Annotated in this window: 13 protein-coding genes; 4 read left to right on the plus strand and 9 right to left on the minus strand. The window is 77.0% G+C overall.

Annotated elements, in window-relative coordinates:
* The 9 genes from AVL62_RS11420 to AVL62_RS11460 are packed head-to-tail and all read right to left on the minus strand — an operon-like array spanning position 1 to position 10312.
* Positions 1–537, minus strand: coding sequence for a GNAT family N-acetyltransferase (locus AVL62_RS11420; RefSeq protein WP_083518888.1), 537 nt, complete (start codon positions 535–537; stop codon positions 1–3).
* The gene (mrdA, locus tag AVL62_RS11425) at positions 534–2600 is read right to left on the minus strand and encodes a penicillin-binding protein 2 (protein ID WP_235585669.1); all 2067 of its coding nucleotides are present in this window, start codon (positions 2598–2600) and stop codon (positions 534–536) included. Before mrdA ends, AVL62_RS11420 begins: the two co-directional genes overlap by 4 nt.
* A complete protein-coding gene (mreD, locus tag AVL62_RS11430; RefSeq protein ID WP_058891724.1) occupies positions 2597–3082 on the minus strand; it encodes a rod shape-determining protein MreD in 486 nt (161 codons plus the stop codon). Before mreD ends, mrdA begins: the two co-directional genes overlap by 4 nt.
* The gene (mreC, locus tag AVL62_RS11435) at positions 3079–3879 is read right to left on the minus strand and encodes a rod shape-determining protein MreC (RefSeq protein ID WP_058891725.1); all 801 of its coding nucleotides are present in this window, start codon (positions 3877–3879) and stop codon (positions 3079–3081) included. Before mreC ends, mreD begins: the two co-directional genes overlap by 4 nt.
* Positions 3880–3884: 5 nt before the next feature.
* Complete coding sequence (locus tag AVL62_RS11440; protein ID WP_058891726.1) at positions 3885–4934, minus strand: rod shape-determining protein; 1050 nt, start codon at positions 4932–4934, stop codon at positions 3885–3887.
* Positions 4935–4953: 19 nt separating this feature from the next.
* Positions 4954–7521: a CHAT domain-containing protein gene (locus AVL62_RS11445; protein WP_058891727.1), complete on the minus strand. Its 2568-nt coding sequence runs from the start codon at positions 7519–7521 to the stop codon at positions 4954–4956.
* 6 nt (positions 7522–7527) lie between these two features.
* Entirely contained in the window at positions 7528–8019 is a 492-nt protein-coding gene (locus AVL62_RS11450) for a hypothetical protein (RefSeq protein ID WP_058891728.1), read from the minus strand.
* The gene (locus AVL62_RS11455) at positions 8016–8624 is read right to left on the minus strand and encodes an RNA polymerase sigma factor (RefSeq protein WP_058891729.1); all 609 of its coding nucleotides are present in this window, start codon (positions 8622–8624) and stop codon (positions 8016–8018) included. Before AVL62_RS11455 ends, AVL62_RS11450 begins: the two co-directional genes overlap by 4 nt.
* The gene (locus tag AVL62_RS11460) at positions 8624–10312 is read right to left on the minus strand and encodes a S8 family serine peptidase (RefSeq protein ID WP_058891730.1); all 1689 of its coding nucleotides are present in this window, start codon (positions 10310–10312) and stop codon (positions 8624–8626) included. Before AVL62_RS11460 ends, AVL62_RS11455 begins: the two co-directional genes overlap by 1 nt.
* 168 nt (positions 10313–10480) lie before the next feature.
* On the opposite strand from AVL62_RS11460, the gene AVL62_RS11465 reads away from it, so the two are divergent.
* From AVL62_RS11465 to AVL62_RS17335, 4 genes are read left to right on the plus strand one after another with little or no spacing between them, the layout of a single operon-like run.
* Complete coding sequence (locus tag AVL62_RS11465; RefSeq protein ID WP_058891731.1) at positions 10481–11797, plus strand: hypothetical protein; 1317 nt, start codon at positions 10481–10483, stop codon at positions 11795–11797.
* Positions 11794–12690, plus strand: coding sequence for a phosphotransferase family protein (locus AVL62_RS17325; RefSeq protein ID WP_058891732.1), 897 nt, complete (start codon positions 11794–11796; stop codon positions 12688–12690). Before AVL62_RS11465 ends, AVL62_RS17325 begins: the two co-directional genes overlap by 4 nt.
* Positions 12687–13583 carry a T3SS effector HopA1 family protein gene (locus tag AVL62_RS17330; RefSeq protein ID WP_058891733.1) on the plus strand — a complete coding sequence of 299 codons (897 nt, stop codon included), beginning with the start codon at positions 12687–12689 and terminating at the stop codon, positions 13581–13583. Before AVL62_RS17325 ends, AVL62_RS17330 begins: the two co-directional genes overlap by 4 nt.
* A complete protein-coding gene (locus AVL62_RS17335; protein WP_058891734.1) occupies positions 13580–14875 on the plus strand; it encodes a lanthionine synthetase LanC family protein in 1296 nt (431 codons plus the stop codon). Before AVL62_RS17330 ends, AVL62_RS17335 begins: the two co-directional genes overlap by 4 nt.

The raw sequence follows: 14875 nt of genomic DNA on the forward strand, positions 1-14875 counted from the left end.
CTACGGCAACCGCGGCGCCCCCTCCGCACCGATCCCGGGCTCGTCGACGTCCTCGCGCAGGGCCAGCTCGAACCAGTCGCACCCGTGCCACCGGCCGAACTTGCGGCCGACCCGGGTGAACGCCCCGACCTGACGGAAGCCGAGGGACCGGTGCAGCGCGGCGCTGGCCGGGTTGGGCGGGGTCGTCCCGGCCACCGCGGTGCCGTAGCCGAGCCCGCGGAGCCGGTCGAGCAGGGCGGCGTAGAGCGGGCGCCCGAGCCCCTGCCCCCCGGCGTCCTGCGCGAGGTAGATGCTCGTCTCGGCGGTGCGCGCGTAGGCGCTGCGGGCGCGGAAGGCGCCGGCGTAGGCATACCCCTGGACGACGCCGTCGCGCTCGGTGACCAACCAGGCGTGGGCGCGCTGCGCGGCCGCGATGCGGCGGGCCAGCTCCTCGGCCGTCGGCGGCTCGGTCTCGAAGGTGACGGAGGTGCCCGTGACGTAGGGCGCGTAGATCGCCGCGCACCGGGCCGCGTCCTCGGGCCGGGCGTCCCGGATCACGGCTGCACCTCGCGCAGGGTCTCCCAGATCTGGCGCACCGCCGGGGCAGCGGTGTCCGACCCGATGCCCCCCTCCTCGACGACGACGAGCACGACGTACTCGGGCTCGTCGGCCGGGCCGTAGGAGGCGAACCAGGAGGTCGCCTGACGGCCGAAGGACTCCGCCGACCCGGTCTTGCCGGCCAGGGGGTAGTCGTCGGTCGGCCACCCGGCGAAGGCCGCCGCACCGGTCCCCTCGGTGACGACCCCCTCCAGACCGTCCCGCACGATCCGCCACGTGTCGTCGTCCAGCGACACCCGGCCCTGGTCCGGCACCTCGATCCGCTCCACCACGGTGCCGTCCGGGCGGACCAGCGCGTCCGCCACCTGCGGCGTGACGAGCCGCCCCCCGTTCGCGACGGCGGCGTAGACCACCGCCATCTGCAGCGGGGTCGTCGCGACGTCGCCCTGGCCGATGGAGAAGTTCACCGCGTCCCCGGGTCGCCAGCGGGCGCCGTCGACGCAGTTCTCCTGCGCCAGCTGCTCGAGGAACTCCCGCCGCTCCTCGTCGTCCACCTCCGGGTAGCCCTCCTCGGCCCGACGGCAGACGTCCTCACGGGTGCTCTCCCAGTAGTCCTGCTTCCACTGCCGCGAGGGCAGGGTGCCCGCCTCCTCGCCCGGCACGTCCACCCCGGTGCGCTGCCCGAGGCCGAAGCCTCGCGCCACCGCGAGGAAGCGGTCCTCGGCGTCGGCGTCCGCGCCGGCGTCCTGCAGCTCGCGCCACTGGTCGTAGGCCCAGCGGTAGAAGGTCGTGTCGCAGGAGACCTCGAGGATGCGGCGCAGCCCGATCTCGCCGTAGGCCTCGGACTCGTAGTTGGTGAACCGCTGGCCGGCGATGGAGACCGCGCCGGGGCAGGAGTACTCCCCCTCGGGGTCGATGCCGGTCTGCAGCGCCGCCGGGAGGGTGACGACCTTGAACGTCGAGGCCGGCGGGTAGGTCTCCCCGACCACCCGGTTGACGAGGGGCGCGCCGCGGTCGGGGTCGAGCAGCCGCGCGTACTCCCCGGCACTCACCCCGCGGCTCCAGACCCCCGGGTCGTAGGTGGGGAAGCTCGCGGCGGCGAGCACGGCCCCGGTGTCGGGCCGCAGGACGACGGCCGCCCCGCTGGTCGCCGGGGCGCCGGCCCGGCGCGCGGCGCGCACGGCCTCCACCAGCGACTGCTCGGTGGCGGCCTGGACCCGGACGTCGAGGTGGGTGAGCAGGTCGGCCCCCTGCACCGGGTCGGTCCGCCCGAGCGTGCCGGTGACCACCCCGCGCGGGTCGACGGTGACGGTGGTGCGTCCCGGTATGCCGCGCAGGCCCTCGTCGTAGACCGCCTCCAGACCGGCGCGGCCCAGCCACGCCTGCGCGTCGAGACCCTCCTCGGAGGACTCGACCTCCTCCAGCGTCGGACGGCCCAGGTAGCCCACGAGGTGCGCCGCGTTGACCCCCTCCGGGGCGGGGTAGGCGCGGACCGGGATGCTCTCGACCTCGATACCGGGGTAGTCCTCGGGTCGCTCCAGCAGGGCCAGGGCGTCCACCGGGTCGACGTCGTAGACGAGCGGGACGGGGAGGTAGGGGGAGCCGGAGAAGCAGAACGGCACCGGCGGCGCCCCGTCCGTGCCGCACAGGCGGGTGCGGCCCCACAGCTCCTCCTGCGGACGGCGCAGGGCGTCGGCCACCGAGGCCACGAGGCCGGCGCCCCCGTCGTCCGCCTCGAGCAGCACCCGGGGGTCGACCGTCACCACCGAGCTGGCGGCGTTGGCGACGACGGGCGTCCCGTCCGCGGCCAGCACCCGGCCCCGCAGGGCCGGGGTGAGGATCTCCCGCGTGCTCACCTCGGCCGCCTGCACGGCGAGCTCCTCGTGCTGGCCGAGCTGCATCTGCCCGAGGCGTCCGGCCAGCAGCCCGCCCAGGGCGAGCACGGCCACGAGCACGACCCAGAGGGCGCCCGTCGAGCGACGGCGCCGGACCCGGCGGGGCGTGAGGGCCGGCCGCGGGACGCGGGTGGCGGGCCGGCCGCGGCGGGGGGCGGGGGTGGTCACGCCCACCCCCGCCGGGTCATCCAGCGCTCCAGCCGCATGACCACCGGCAGCACGAGCACCGCCACCAGCATCGTCACGGCCAGCGTCCAGGCCAGCTCGCCCGGGAGCGCCCGCCCGGCGCCCGCCGCCGCCGCCACGCCCCGGACGCCCAGGACCAGCGCCGCCGCCACCCCGGTGGCCACCCACGGCAGGACCGGTGACAGGACGAGCTGGCGGCGCACCGCGCCCAGCCCCAGACCGACGGCGGCGTAGACGAGGGCGCCCGCACCCAGCGGGGCAGCCCCCGGGGGCACCACGTCGACGAGCCAGCCCCCGGCCAGCCCGACCAGCAGACCGACCGGGGGTGGGTGCAGCAGCGCCACGCCCGCCACGACGAGCAGCACCAGGTCCGGCCGGGCCAGGCCGGCGGGCCAGGCGCTGGGCAGCAGCACCGCGGTCAGCAGGAGCAGCCCGCGGACGAGCGGACCCAGCAGGCGGATCATCCGTCCTCCCTGAGGACCACGGCGACCAGGTCGAGGGTGTCGGTGTCCACGAAGGGCTGGACGACGGCCGTGCTCCCGAGCTGGCCGCGGTCGGGGTCGACGGCGACGACGGTCCCCAGGGGGATGCCCGCGGCGTAGGGGACGTCGTCCGGGCTGCCCAGCGTGCTCACCCGGTCGCCGACCTCGATCCGGGTGTCGCCCAGCGCGGTGAGCGTGAGCTGACCGTGCCCGCGAGCCGGCAGGCCGGGTACCGGGTCGGCCTGGACGTCGCCGAGCGCCCCTCCCTCGCCGAAGCGCACGCCCACGACGACCTGCGGGTCGCCGAGCAGCAGGACGTCCGCGCTGGTCGGGGCCACCCGCAGCACCCGGCCGACGAGGCCCTCGACGGCGACGACGGTCTGGTCGGGCAGGACGCCGTCCTCGCGACCCACGTCGACGGTGACCGTCCGGCCCCCCACCGGCGTGCTGCCGGACGCGAAGGCGACCACCCGCGCCGGGAGCAGGGTCCGGTCTACCACGGCGGCGGTGCTGGAGCGGGCCAGCTCCTGCAGCTCGGCGGCGTCCCGCTCCTGGGCGCGCAGCCGGTCCACCTCGGCGGCCAGCGCGTCGCGCTCGGCGGTGAGCTCGGCGACCCGTCCGTCGTCCCAGCCCGCGAGCACCCGTTGCGCGGGCGCGAGCGCGGTGGCCACGGCGGAGCGGGCGGGGGCGGCGAGGCCCGGCCGGGCCAGGTCGACCACGAGCACCGCGGCGGTGGTGGCGAGGAGCAGGAGCGCGAGGAGGGAGGTGCGGGAGGGCATACCGGTCATCCCTGGAACGCGGGCTGGCGGGTGAGGACCTGACGCAGCGCCTTCATGTCGTCGACGCAGATGCCCGCCCCCCGGATGACGGCGTGCTGGGGGTCCTCGGCGAGCCGGACCGGCACCCCGAGCTCGTGCCGCAGGCGCTCGGTCCACCCGCGCAGCAGGGACCCGCCCCCGGTGAGCGTGACCCCGGTGTCGAGCAGGTCGCCGGAGAGCTCCGGCGGGCAGACGTCCAGGACGGCACGCACCGCCTCGACCACCTGCGCCGTCACCGGTTCGATCATCCGGCGCACCTCCTCGCTGCCCAGCTCGATCGTGCGGGGCAGACCCGAGGCGAGGTCGCGACCGCGCACCCGGGTGGTGCGCTCGGTCGCCAGCGGCCAGACCGCACCCACCTGGTGCTTGATCTGCTCCGCGGACCGTTCCCCCAGGAGCAGGTCGTACGCCTCGCGGACGCCCTGCGCGACGGCCTCGTCCACCTCGTCGCCACCGACGCGCAGGCTCCGGGCGTTGACGACCCCGCCCAGGCTGATGACGGCGACGTCCGTGGTGCCCCCGCCGAGGTCGACGACCATGCTGGCCGCCGCGCTGTCGACCGGCAGCCCGGCCCCGATGGCCGCCGCCATCGCCTCCTCCACGACGAGGACCCGCCGCGCACCGCACCGCATGGCGGCGTCCTCCAGCGCGCGCCGCTCGACCGCGGTGACCCCGCTGGGCACGCAGACCACGGTGCGCGGACGGACCAGGCGGGTCGGCCGGACGCGCTCGACGAAGTGGCGCAGCAGCTGCTCGGTCACCTCCGCGTCGGTGATGACGCCGTCCGAGAGCGGTCGCATCGTCAGCACCCGCTCGGGGGTCCGCCCCAGCATCTCGTGGGCCGTGGCCCCGGCTGCGACGAGGCGGCCGGTGGCCGTGTCGACGGCCACGAGGGTCGGTTCGTCCAGGACGACGCCCCGTCCCTGCACGTGCACCTGCGTCGTAGCCGTGCCCAGGTCGATCGCGAGGTCGCGTCCGAGCAGGGTGGACCCTCGGGGGACGCGCGCAGTGCTCACCCCGGCATGGTACGCAGCGTCACGGGCCGGCCGGGGCGGCGCTCCAGGGCGCTCCCCACGCCACGAAGGCCCCGGCGAGCGGGTGGGCCGAGGTGGCCGCCCGGCTCAGCGCCTCGTCGGCCGGCAGTCCCCGGGCGAGCAGCTCGTGGTAGCGCGGCAGGTGGTCCGCAGCCACCTCGTCGGGGATCCGGCAGGGTGCCGCCACGACGCTCTCCACCCCCAGCCAGAGCAGGCCGGCCGCCAGACCGAGCGCCGCCGACCCGCCGCGGTGGCGGGAGCGGCCGGAGTCGCAGGCGGAGAGGACGACGTGGGAGGCGCGTCGTGGCTGCCGCTCCAGGTCGGCCAGGAAGTAGGGGCCGTCGGCCAGCCAGAGCGAGGAGAACATCGGGCTGTCGTCCCGGTGCCGGCCGTGCGCGGCGACGTGGACCAGGTCGTGCTCCCCCAGGGCCGTCGCGAGGTCCGCGGCGGTGGTCTCGTGGTGCGCGCGGCCGTGCGGCCAGACCGCCGCCACGCGGTCCACCTCGTCGGTGGCGCGGCCCAGCTCCGGACCGGCGAGGGCGGCCACCGTCGGGGACGTCACCTCGGTGCCGCCCCTGGCCCAGCCGCTGACGCTGGGGGCGACGGGTGTCGGCTGGTCGCGACGGCTGGGCAGCAGGCCCCACGGCACCGAGGCGAGCGCCGGGACGGGCACGACGAGCGCCCGGCCCTCCAGCCGCAGGGGCCGCAGCACCCGCTCGTCCAGGGCCCGCGCGGAGCGCTCCAGCGAGCGCTGCAGGGTCTGCTCCATCGGCCCGCCGCAGGCCCGCGCCCCGGTCTCGAGGTCGGCCGCCAGCACACGTGCCTCCTCCAGGGCGGGGGCCAGCGGTCCGAGGTCGACCGTGCGCAGGCGCCGCGCGGTGCCGGCCACCGCGAGGAGCCGGTCCTGCGACTCGAGGAGGCAGACCAGCGAGGTGTCCCGCTCGGCCAGGCGCCCCAGCGACCGCGCGAGATCCTCCCGGGTGACCATCCCGCGGGGTCCGCCCTCGCCCGGGGCCGACCAGGACAGGGCGGCGACGGAGCGCTCCAGCTCCCGCAGCCGACCGCGCATCCGGTGGGCGCGGTCCAGGTCCTCCCGGACCTGGTGCCGCAGGTGGCGCAGGACGGTGGTGCGTCGGGCCAGCTCGGGGTCGGCCGGCGGCAGCACGGCGGGTGACCTGCTGGCGGCCTCGCGCCAGCGCTCCACCGCGAGCAGCGTCTCCCGCGGTGCGTCCGGGGCGACCGCCAGGTCCAGCCGGGCCAGGTCCTGCGCGTGCAGGTGGGTGGCGGCCCGCAGCTCCAGGCTCGAGCTCCCGGCCAGCGTCTCGGTGAGATCGGCCAGGGCGGCCCGCAGGTGGCGTCGTGCCGTCGGGGCGTCCTCGGCGTCCCGGGCGGCCGAGGCCAGCACGCCCCGGGCCCGCAGCCGGGTACTCAGCGACCCGACATGGGTGAGGTCGGCGGTGGCCCGCAGCAGCCGGACCGCCTCGGCCGTCCGCCCGCGGTCGACCTCGGTCTCCGCGACGACGAGCCGCGCGAGGTCCGCGGCCACGTGGTCGCCGTCGGCGTCGAAGGCCTCGACCAGCGCCCGCCCGCGCCGGGCGACGTCCCCGAGGCGTCCACCGCGCCGTCGGCGCGCGTCGAGCAGCACCAGCTCCGCGCGGCGCCGCAGACCCGGGGCCCGGTGCTGCAGGAGCCGCCGGGCCCGGGCCGCCACCTCGGCCGCCTCCTCGTGCCGCCCCTCGACGAGCTCGGCCATCGCCAGGTCGCCCTGGATCTCCCCGGCCACGAGGCGCTGCCCCGTGCTCTCGGCCTCCGTGGCGGCGCGGAGGAGGAGGTCGCGGGCCTCGTCGACGAGGCCGGAGTCGAGCAGCGTCCGGGACCTCCCGTGGAGGGCCACCGCCCGCGACGCCCCCTGACCGAGCCGCTCGATGTCGCGGTACAGCCGCAGGGCCCTCGGCAGGTCGCCGGACAGGGCGACCGTCTGCGCCAGGTTGTGCCGGGCCATGAACTCCTGCACCGGCAGGTCGTGCTCGCGGGCGATGCGCGCCGCCTCGGCGAAGTCGGTCTCGGCGCTCGAGGGGTCCGGACCGTCGACGCGGACCGCGCCCCGCGAGAGCAGCAGCTCGAAGCGGTCGGCCGGACCGAGCTCGTCGACGCTGGCCAGGGCCCGCTCCAGGTGCTCCAACGCGATGCCGGTCCGCCCGGTGCGCCCGTTGATCATCGCCAGCTGCAGCCGGCACTTCGCGACCAGGACCACCCGGACCTCGGGCTCGAGGCGCTCGGCCAGCTCGAGCGCCCGCCCGGCCGCCTCCAGGGCGCTGTCGGCACCGTGGCGCTGCACCAGGGAGGTGCTCAACGACAGCAGGAGGCGCACCTCGGCCTCGGAGGCCGCGGCATCCCCCGAGACCACCGACTCCATGCCCGGCACCCGCGAGGGCCGCTGCTCGCGGAGCAGCCGCAGGGCGCGGCGCAGCACCCTCTCCCCCTCCGCCGGTCGACCCTCGACGTTGGCCGACCGGCCCTGGACGAAGAGCGACCCGACCGAGGCGGGGGCGGCCGTTGCTCGCGGCATCCTGGCTCAGAGGGTGAACGTCGGGGTGATGACCGTGCGGCCCCCGGGCGGACGCACGACGAGGTAGGCCGGGCCGCAGCTGACGGAGGCCAGCACGAACCGGCCGTCGCGCACCGGCGCCCACTCCGAGCGGCCGTCCGGCCGGGCCAGCTCGATCTCGTCGACGTCGCAGGTGAGCCATCCGTCGACCCGCGCGGTCGCGTCGTGCTCGGCGGTCACCGTCACCATGATGCTCACGCTGTCGGTGCTGAAGGTGACCGTCGTCGCCTGGTCCGGCTCGTCGTCGTCGCCCCGCGTGAGCGCCAGGGGCTCCCGGGTCAGCTCGGCCACCTCCGCGTGCAGCGCCCGGACCGTGAGGGCGAAGGCGATCCGCTCGGTCAGCCCGGCGGGGCACGGGTCCAGCCGGGTGACGGTCTCCCGCAGCTCGGTCAGCACGGTGACGTCGCCCTCGTCCCACGGCTGGGGACCGACACCCCCCGTCTCGCGGTCCTCGTTCATGGTCCTGCCCACCTCTCGTCGGCGGCCAGCGAGCGCCGCAGCTTGTCCAGGCACCGTCCACGGGTCGGGCCGATGCTCCCCCGGGGCATGTCCAGCGCCGCCGAGATCTCGTCGTAGTCGGGGCGGTCGCAGAAGGCGACGATGCGCAGCAGCTGCCGGCACCGCTCCGAGAGCCCCTGCACCGCCGCCCACAGGGTCTGCTGCCGCTCGGTGAGGACCGCCAGCGCCTCCGGGCCGGGGTCGGCCCCACCCGGGTCGACGGTCCCCGTCGGGTCGTGCTGGGTGCGGCGGGACAGCTTGGCCGTGCGCCAGCTCTCCCGCTTGACCGACACCACCAGCCACCCCAGCACGGCCTCGCTCTCCCGGATGTCCCGGGCCCGCTCGACCAGCCGGATCCACACGTCCTGGACGACGTCCTCGGCGACGTCCCGGTCGCAGCCGTGGGCGCGGGCGACGTTCCACAGCAGCGGGGTCACCAGGTCCACCAGCTCGCCCAGGGCCTGGTCCTGCCCCTCGCGGTAGCGGTGGAAGCAGGCACCGGCCTGCTCGCCGAGGGAGGGCCGGTCCCGTTCGGTCCGGACGTCGGGGTCGTCGTCGGTGAGCATCACGTCTCCTCGAGCAGGCGTCGCAGGGCTTCGGCGGCCCGTCGGCGCATGTCCTCCGGGGCATCCTTCAGGTCATCCTTCGCCCGCTGCGCGGCCAGGTCGGCCGCCAGCTGGCCGGCCAGCCACGGGGCCGCGAAACTGGTGCCGCTCCACACGCCGAACCCGCCGCGCAGGTCGTCCGGGTCGGGCGTGGCCCGGTCCGGCCCACCGTGCGGGCCCGGGGTGGAGCGGTCGGCCTGCGCCGAGGCGTCGAAGGTCACGGGCAGCGTGCTGACCACGTTGACCCCGGGCCGGTGGGTGGTCACCCACGGCCCCGCGTTGCTGAACATCGCCACCGTGCGCCCGTCGGGGTTGAGCGCCCCGACGCAGACCAGCGGCACCGGCTGGTCGGTGTCCAGGACGGTCCCGGGCCCCACCGCCCAGCCGCCGGGGTACATGGGGGTGGTGGTCGCCTGGTTGCCGGCCGCGGCCACCACGGCGACGCCGGCCCGGCCGAAGAGGTCCAGGAGGCGACGCACCGGATGATCGGGCACCACCCCGTCCTGGTGGTAGAAGCCCAGCGACAGGTTGAGCACGTCGACGACACCGCCGGCCTCGTCGAAGTCCTCGCGGCCCTGGTCCTGGTGGAGGTGGTGCAGCACGAGCAGGACCGCCAGCGTGCGGGTGACGTCCTGCTCGGCGGCCAGCCCCGCGGAGTCGAGCACCGGCAGCGCCACGATCCGGGCCCCCGCTGCCGCCTGACGCACGACCCCGGCCACGAAGGTCCCGTGCCCGGAGAGGAGGTCCAGGGCACCGGTCAGCTCGTCCTCGACCCCGGTGCCCTCCGGCCACGGGGCCGGACGGCCGCCCGGCAGGACGGGCCACCCCAGCAGCGAGCGCAGCTGCAGGGCGAGGTCGGACCCGGTGAACCACGGGTGCTCCCCGAGCCCGGTGTCGGGGACCACGACGACCGGGGCGCGGCGGGCGCGCCCGGCGCGGGTGGGGTCGGGCAGGGCCAGCTGCACGGGAGCACGGTCGGGCGCGATGCCCGGCACCCCGGTCTGGCCGCCCCAGTAGAGCCCGCCGCCCTGGCCACCCCAGTACAGGCCGCCGCCCTGGCCGCCCCAGTAGAACCCGCCGCCCCCGGGCAGCACCAGGTGCTCCAGGTCGACGTCCTCGAGGCCGGCGGCGCGCGCGGCCAGCAGCAGCGACCACGGGTCGGGCTCCTGCACCCGGGCGTCGGGGACGACGTAGACGCGCGAGGCGTACCCGGCGTCCAGCTCCGCCACGCTCACCGAGCCCACCCGCAGCCCCGGGTCCAGGCGGGTCACGGGGTCGTCGGGGTCCATCGGCCCGCCGCGGACCTCCTCGAAGCCCTTCCCCGCCCCGGGCTCGGCCCCGGACTCGACCGCGAGCAGCAGCCACCGCCCGAAGGCCTCGTCGGCGGCGTCGGGGCGCAGGGTCACGGCATACCCGGCCTCGCGCAGCACCCGCTGCAGCTCGTCGACGCGGTCGGCCGCGGAGACCCCCAGCAGCCCGGCGACGAGCAGCCGGGTGTTGAGGTATGCCGTCGCCGACGGGGCGGGCAGCCGCGTACCGCTGCGCGGGTCCGCCTCCCGGGGCGCCGTCGCCGGGTCGAGCACGCGCGCGTCGTGGCGGCGGAGCAGGGAGCCGGGCAGGTGCAGGTCGACGGGCTCGACGTCGGGCATGGGGCCTCCTCGTGCCGGCTGGTCCCTGCGGGCCCAGCCTAGGGGTCAGGTGGCGTACAGAGAACCCCCAGCGCTCGCAGATACACCGGATCGTGACGTATCTGCGTGCCGATGGGTCCCTCTGGACCCCCGTGGTGCCGTCCGGCACCCCGAGACCAGGAGGTAGCCATGGAGCACGACGCGGTAGCCGCCGCACGCATCCGTCCGACCAAGGAGCAGGTCGAGGACGACCTGCTCGCCCTCGACGGGGTCGTCGGCGTGGACATCGGCGAGAAGATCAGCGACGGCAAGCCCACCGGTGAGCTGAGCATCGTCGTCTACGTCGAGGCCAAGAAGTCGCCCTCCCGGGTCCCGAAGGGACAGCAGGTACCCGCCGAGGTGGGAGGGGTCCCCACCGACGTGCAGGAGCTGGTCATCGAGCTGCAGGGCGGACCGGGGCTCTACGCCGGCGACCCGCTGAGCGACACGAGCAAGCACACGACGATCCGGGGTGGCATCAGCATCGGTCCGGCCCGGCACCAGAACGCGGGGACGGGCGGGGCGCTGGTGCGCGACACGAGCACCGGGGCGGTCAGCCTGCTCACGAACTTCCACGTGGCCTGCGTGGACACGTCGTGGGCGGCGGGTGAGTCCGTCCTGCAGCCGGGTCGCTTCGACAGCGGTGACCCGGCGACCGACCAGGTCGGCACCCTGACGCGCGGCGTCATCTCCGAGCAGGTGGACGGGGCGGTGGTGCGTCTGGACGGCGACGAGACCTGGGCCGACGAGGTGGTCGACATCGGCGCCGTCGGCGGCAGCGCCGCCGCGGTGGTCGGGACGGCGGTCCAGAAGCGGGGCCGGACCACCGAGCACACGCACGGCGAGGTGGTGTCGGTGGACGCGACGGTGACGCTGGACTACGGCGACGGTGTCGGTATGCGGACCCTGCGCCACCAGATCTCGGTCCGGCCGGCCACCGGGGCGCCGAGGTTCTCCGACCGGGGCGACTCCGGCTCGGTCGTCATGAACGACAGCCGGCAGGTGGTCGGGCTGCTCTTCGCCGGTGCCCGGGACGGCAGCCTCACCTTCGCCAACCCCATCGCCTCGGTGCTCTCCGAGCTGGAGGTCACCCTCAACCCGCCACGGACGGTGCTGCCCCCGCCGCTGCGCTCGAGGATCAGCGTGCTGTGCCCCACGCGCAGCGAGCCCTGGTGCCCCGGGGCACGGGTCACCAGGCCGTGGGTCAGCTGCCCGCCGGTGCTCCGGACCCGTCCGTTCGTCGACTGCCCTCCGGTCCGCCTCACGCGGGTGCCGGACTGCCTGCCGCCGGACAGCCGTCTCTGCCCGCCCGTCAGCCGCGTCTGCGGTGGCTGGCAGAACCCCTACGAGCAGGGCTGGGAGGAGGACCCGGGCGCCGACGCCGCGTGGTGGGCCGGCTACCACGCCGCCCTGGACCAGGTCGCCCAGGAGCTCGACGAGGCGGAGCAGGACGGGCCGCTCGCATGAGGAGCGCCCCGGCCCTGCTGGCGCAGGCGATCACGCAGGGGGTGGTCGCCTGCGCCGGCGTGCTCGACGGGGAGGTCCGGCTGGTGCCGTGCCCGCGCAGCAACCTCGTGCACCGCCTCGACGTGGACGGTGTCCCGGTGGCCTTCGTCAAGCAGCAGGGCGAGGCGACCGCGAGCGACGGGCTGGCCACCGTGGCCCAGGAGGCCGCGGTGCTCGGGGCGCTGCAGGGAGGGCCGGTGCCAGGGCTGCTGCTCGCCGACGAGGAGACGGTCTGGACCACCGCGGTCCCCGGGGCCCCGCTGCACGAGACGCTGCCCCGCGACCCGCTCGCGGTGGCGCACGCCCTGGGGCAGACCCTCGCCACCCTCCACCGTCACCCGGTGCCGACGCCGACGGCCCTGCCGCGCGCCACCCGGCCCTGGCCGTTGACCGGCCAGGCGCCGGCGAGCGTGCGCAGCGCGCCACCGGGGTCGGCGGCGGCCCTCCTGGCCGCCCAGGTGCTGGACGAGCCGGGCGAGGAGGCGCGCGTCGCGCGTGGCGCGGCGCGGCGATGGGGTCGTCGGCACCTCGTCCACGGCGACCTCTCCTCGGACAACGTCCTGGTGGCGTGGGGCCCGGCCGGTCCGGTCGCCCGTCTGGTGGACCTCGAGGACGGAGGCCTCGGTGAGCCCTCCTGGGACCTCGTGTGCGCCCTCCGGGTCCTCGACGACTGCCTCGGTCTCGAGCACGTCGACACCGCCCGCCGGGAGCTGCTGGACGCCTACGCGGCCGGTGCGGGCCCGGGGGTGGAGGACCCCGCGCTCCGGCTGGTGCACGACGTCATGGCCGACACCCGCAGCGCGCTCAGCGACCTGGTGTCCTGGGGTCACCTCCAGCAGGTGCTCGCCTCATGAGCACCGTCACCCGGGCGCTGCTGGACGCGGCGCGGGTCGCCGGCACCGGGCCCGCCCCGGCCGACGCCCGCGAGCTGGCCGACCGGCTCTACGCGCAGTGGTACGCCGCCCCGGTCACGCCCGCGCGGGACCAGGTCGGTCCGCCGCTGGCCGGGCTGCTGGACGCCCGGCTGCTCGGCGTGGGCGGGTGGCGGCCGGTCACGGTCCGCCGGCTCGACCCGGGCGGGGGGCTGGTGGTCCGGGACGACACCGGGCGCCACCACGCCGTCCTGCCCGGCCGGTGGGCGCGTCCGCCGGCCTCCGGGGGGACCCCACGGACCTCGTTGCCGCCCCGGGAGGGCCAGCAGATCCTCGTGCCCCCCGTCGGCGGCCCGGTCCTCGCCGCGTCGTGGTGGCGCACGTGGTCGACGGAGTGGGTGCATCCCGTGCACCCTGGGCCGCTGACCCGGATCTACCTCTGTCCCCGGCTGGACCACCTGGTCGAGACGGTGGGTCGGGCCGTCGAGGCGCTCGTGGGGCTGCGCGGCGCCTGGCTGCTCAAGTGCGCCGTCGACGACGCGGCCCTGCTGCGGCCGGACCGGACCGTCGTCTACGTCCCCGACGAGACGGCACCGGCCGCGCTCGACGTGCTGGAGGACGCGACCCGCGGGTGGCTCGAGCCGCACACCCCACCGCTGACGCGGGGGCACGCCCCCGGTCTCGGCTGGGCGCAGGACGACGGCGACGGCGCCAGCTTCGGGGAGAACCGGTGCGCGGCGCTGGCCCGGGGGTTGGCGGCGTGGCGGCAGGCCGGGAGCCCGCAGGACGCCGCACCGCTGGTCCGGCTGGCCCTGCGCGAGGCCGGCCTCGACGACCGGCGGCCGCACCTGCGCCGGGCGGAGCCGGCGTCGTGAGCGCGCGCCGGACCAGCCCGGTCCGAGCCGGGGACGGGGGCGGGACCGCCGACGCCGCCGGGACACGGGAGGGCGTGGAGGAGCTCGCCCGGGCGGCGACCCAGGCGGTCGTCGACGCCGCGCTGCACGACGGCGGGCGGGTCGGCTGGGTGACCTGGTCGCGCTCCGACGCCGTCAGCACCTCGTTGCAGGTCGCGGGGCCCGAGGTCTACGACGGCGACGCCGGCGTCGCCTGGGCCCTGAGCCTGCTGGCGCCGCTGCTGCCCGACCCGGAGGAGGCGCTCGGCCTCGCCCGGGCGACCGTCGCCGCACCCACGCGGGCGCCCGGCACGCCGGGCCTCCTGGACGGCGCGGCCGGGGTCGCCCTCGTGCGGGCCGCCCTCACCGGGGAACCGGCCACCGCCCCCGCTCCCGGGTCTCTCACGGGCTCCAGCGACCACCTCGACGGGTTGTCCGGGCTGCTGCTCGCGACGGTGGGCCTGGGGGCGTCGTCCCGCGAGACGGACGCCGTCGGGCGGGCGCTGCTCGACTGCGGCCGGGCCGACGGGGAGGGGTGGTGCCATCCGGGACCGCCGGACGGGCAGGGTGAGGCGGCCCGGCCGCTCACCGGCCTGGCGCACGGCAGCAGCGGCGTCCTGCTCGCGCTCGCCCACTGGCTGGCGAGCGACCCGGCCCCCGCCCTGGCGAGCGCCGCGCGCGAGCGGTTCCTGCGGACCTGGCTCTGGGAGAGCGCCTGGGTCGACCGCGTGCTCGGCTGGCCGGACCTGCGGGACGACCCCCCGGCCTACCCCGTCCTGTGGTGCCACGGCGCCGCCGGGGTGACCGCGGTCCGGCTGGAGCTGGGCCGGCTCGCGGAGGCGGGCGTCGACCTCGGGGTGCCCGCAACCGCGCTGCGCAGCCAGGCGGACGCGGGGCTGCTGCTGTGCCGCGAGCAGGTGGGGCTGAGCGCCGAGGCGGCGCGTCGGCAGCTGGCGGAGGCCGGGCCGGCGTCGGTCCGGCTCGACCCCCACGACGCCGGGCTGACGCTGTGCCACGGCCTGGGCGGTCCGGTGGACGTCCTGGCGTGGGCGGCCGCGCACGGCGACACCGAGCACCTGGAGGCGACCCGCGCGGCGGTGCTGCAGGTGGCCGGGCTGCTCGGCGAGGACCCGCACCTCTGGCCAACGGGCCAGCGGACCCGCGGTGGCTACGGGCTGTTCCAGGGCCTGTCGGGCACGGCGCTCGTCCTGGCCCGGCTGGCGCGTCCGGAGCTCGGGTTGCCCTCGCCGGGGCTGTTCGGCGTCCCGGTGTGA

This window comes from Serinicoccus chungangensis (assembly GCF_001483745.1).
Lineage (GTDB): Bacteria > Actinomycetota > Actinomycetes > Actinomycetales > Dermatophilaceae > Ornithinicoccus > Ornithinicoccus chungangensis_A.

Coding starts and splice junctions, on each gene's coding strand:
- AVL62_RS11465 (WP_058891731.1), top strand. CDS start 10,481: ATGGAGCACGACGCGGTAGCCGCCGCACGCATCCGTCCGACCAAGGAG.
- AVL62_RS17330 (WP_058891733.1), top strand. CDS start 12,687: ATGAGCACCGTCACCCGGGCGCTGCTGGACGCGGCGCGGGTCGCCGGC.
- AVL62_RS17325 (WP_058891732.1), top strand. CDS start 11,794: ATGAGGAGCGCCCCGGCCCTGCTGGCGCAGGCGATCACGCAGGGGGTG.
- AVL62_RS11455 (WP_058891729.1), bottom strand. CDS start 8,624: ATGCTCACCGACGACGACCCCGACGTCCGGACCGAACGGGACCGGCCC.
- mreC (WP_058891725.1), bottom strand. CDS start 3,879: ATGCCCTCCCGCACCTCCCTCCTCGCGCTCCTGCTCCTCGCCACCACC.
- AVL62_RS11445 (WP_058891727.1), bottom strand. CDS start 7,521: ATGCCGCGAGCAACGGCCGCCCCCGCCTCGGTCGGGTCGCTCTTCGTC.
- AVL62_RS11460 (WP_058891730.1), bottom strand. CDS start 10,312: ATGCCCGACGTCGAGCCCGTCGACCTGCACCTGCCCGGCTCCCTGCTC.
- mreD (WP_058891724.1), bottom strand. CDS start 3,082: ATGATCCGCCTGCTGGGTCCGCTCGTCCGCGGGCTGCTCCTGCTGACC.
- AVL62_RS11450 (WP_058891728.1), bottom strand. CDS start 8,019: ATGAACGAGGACCGCGAGACGGGGGGTGTCGGTCCCCAGCCGTGGGAC.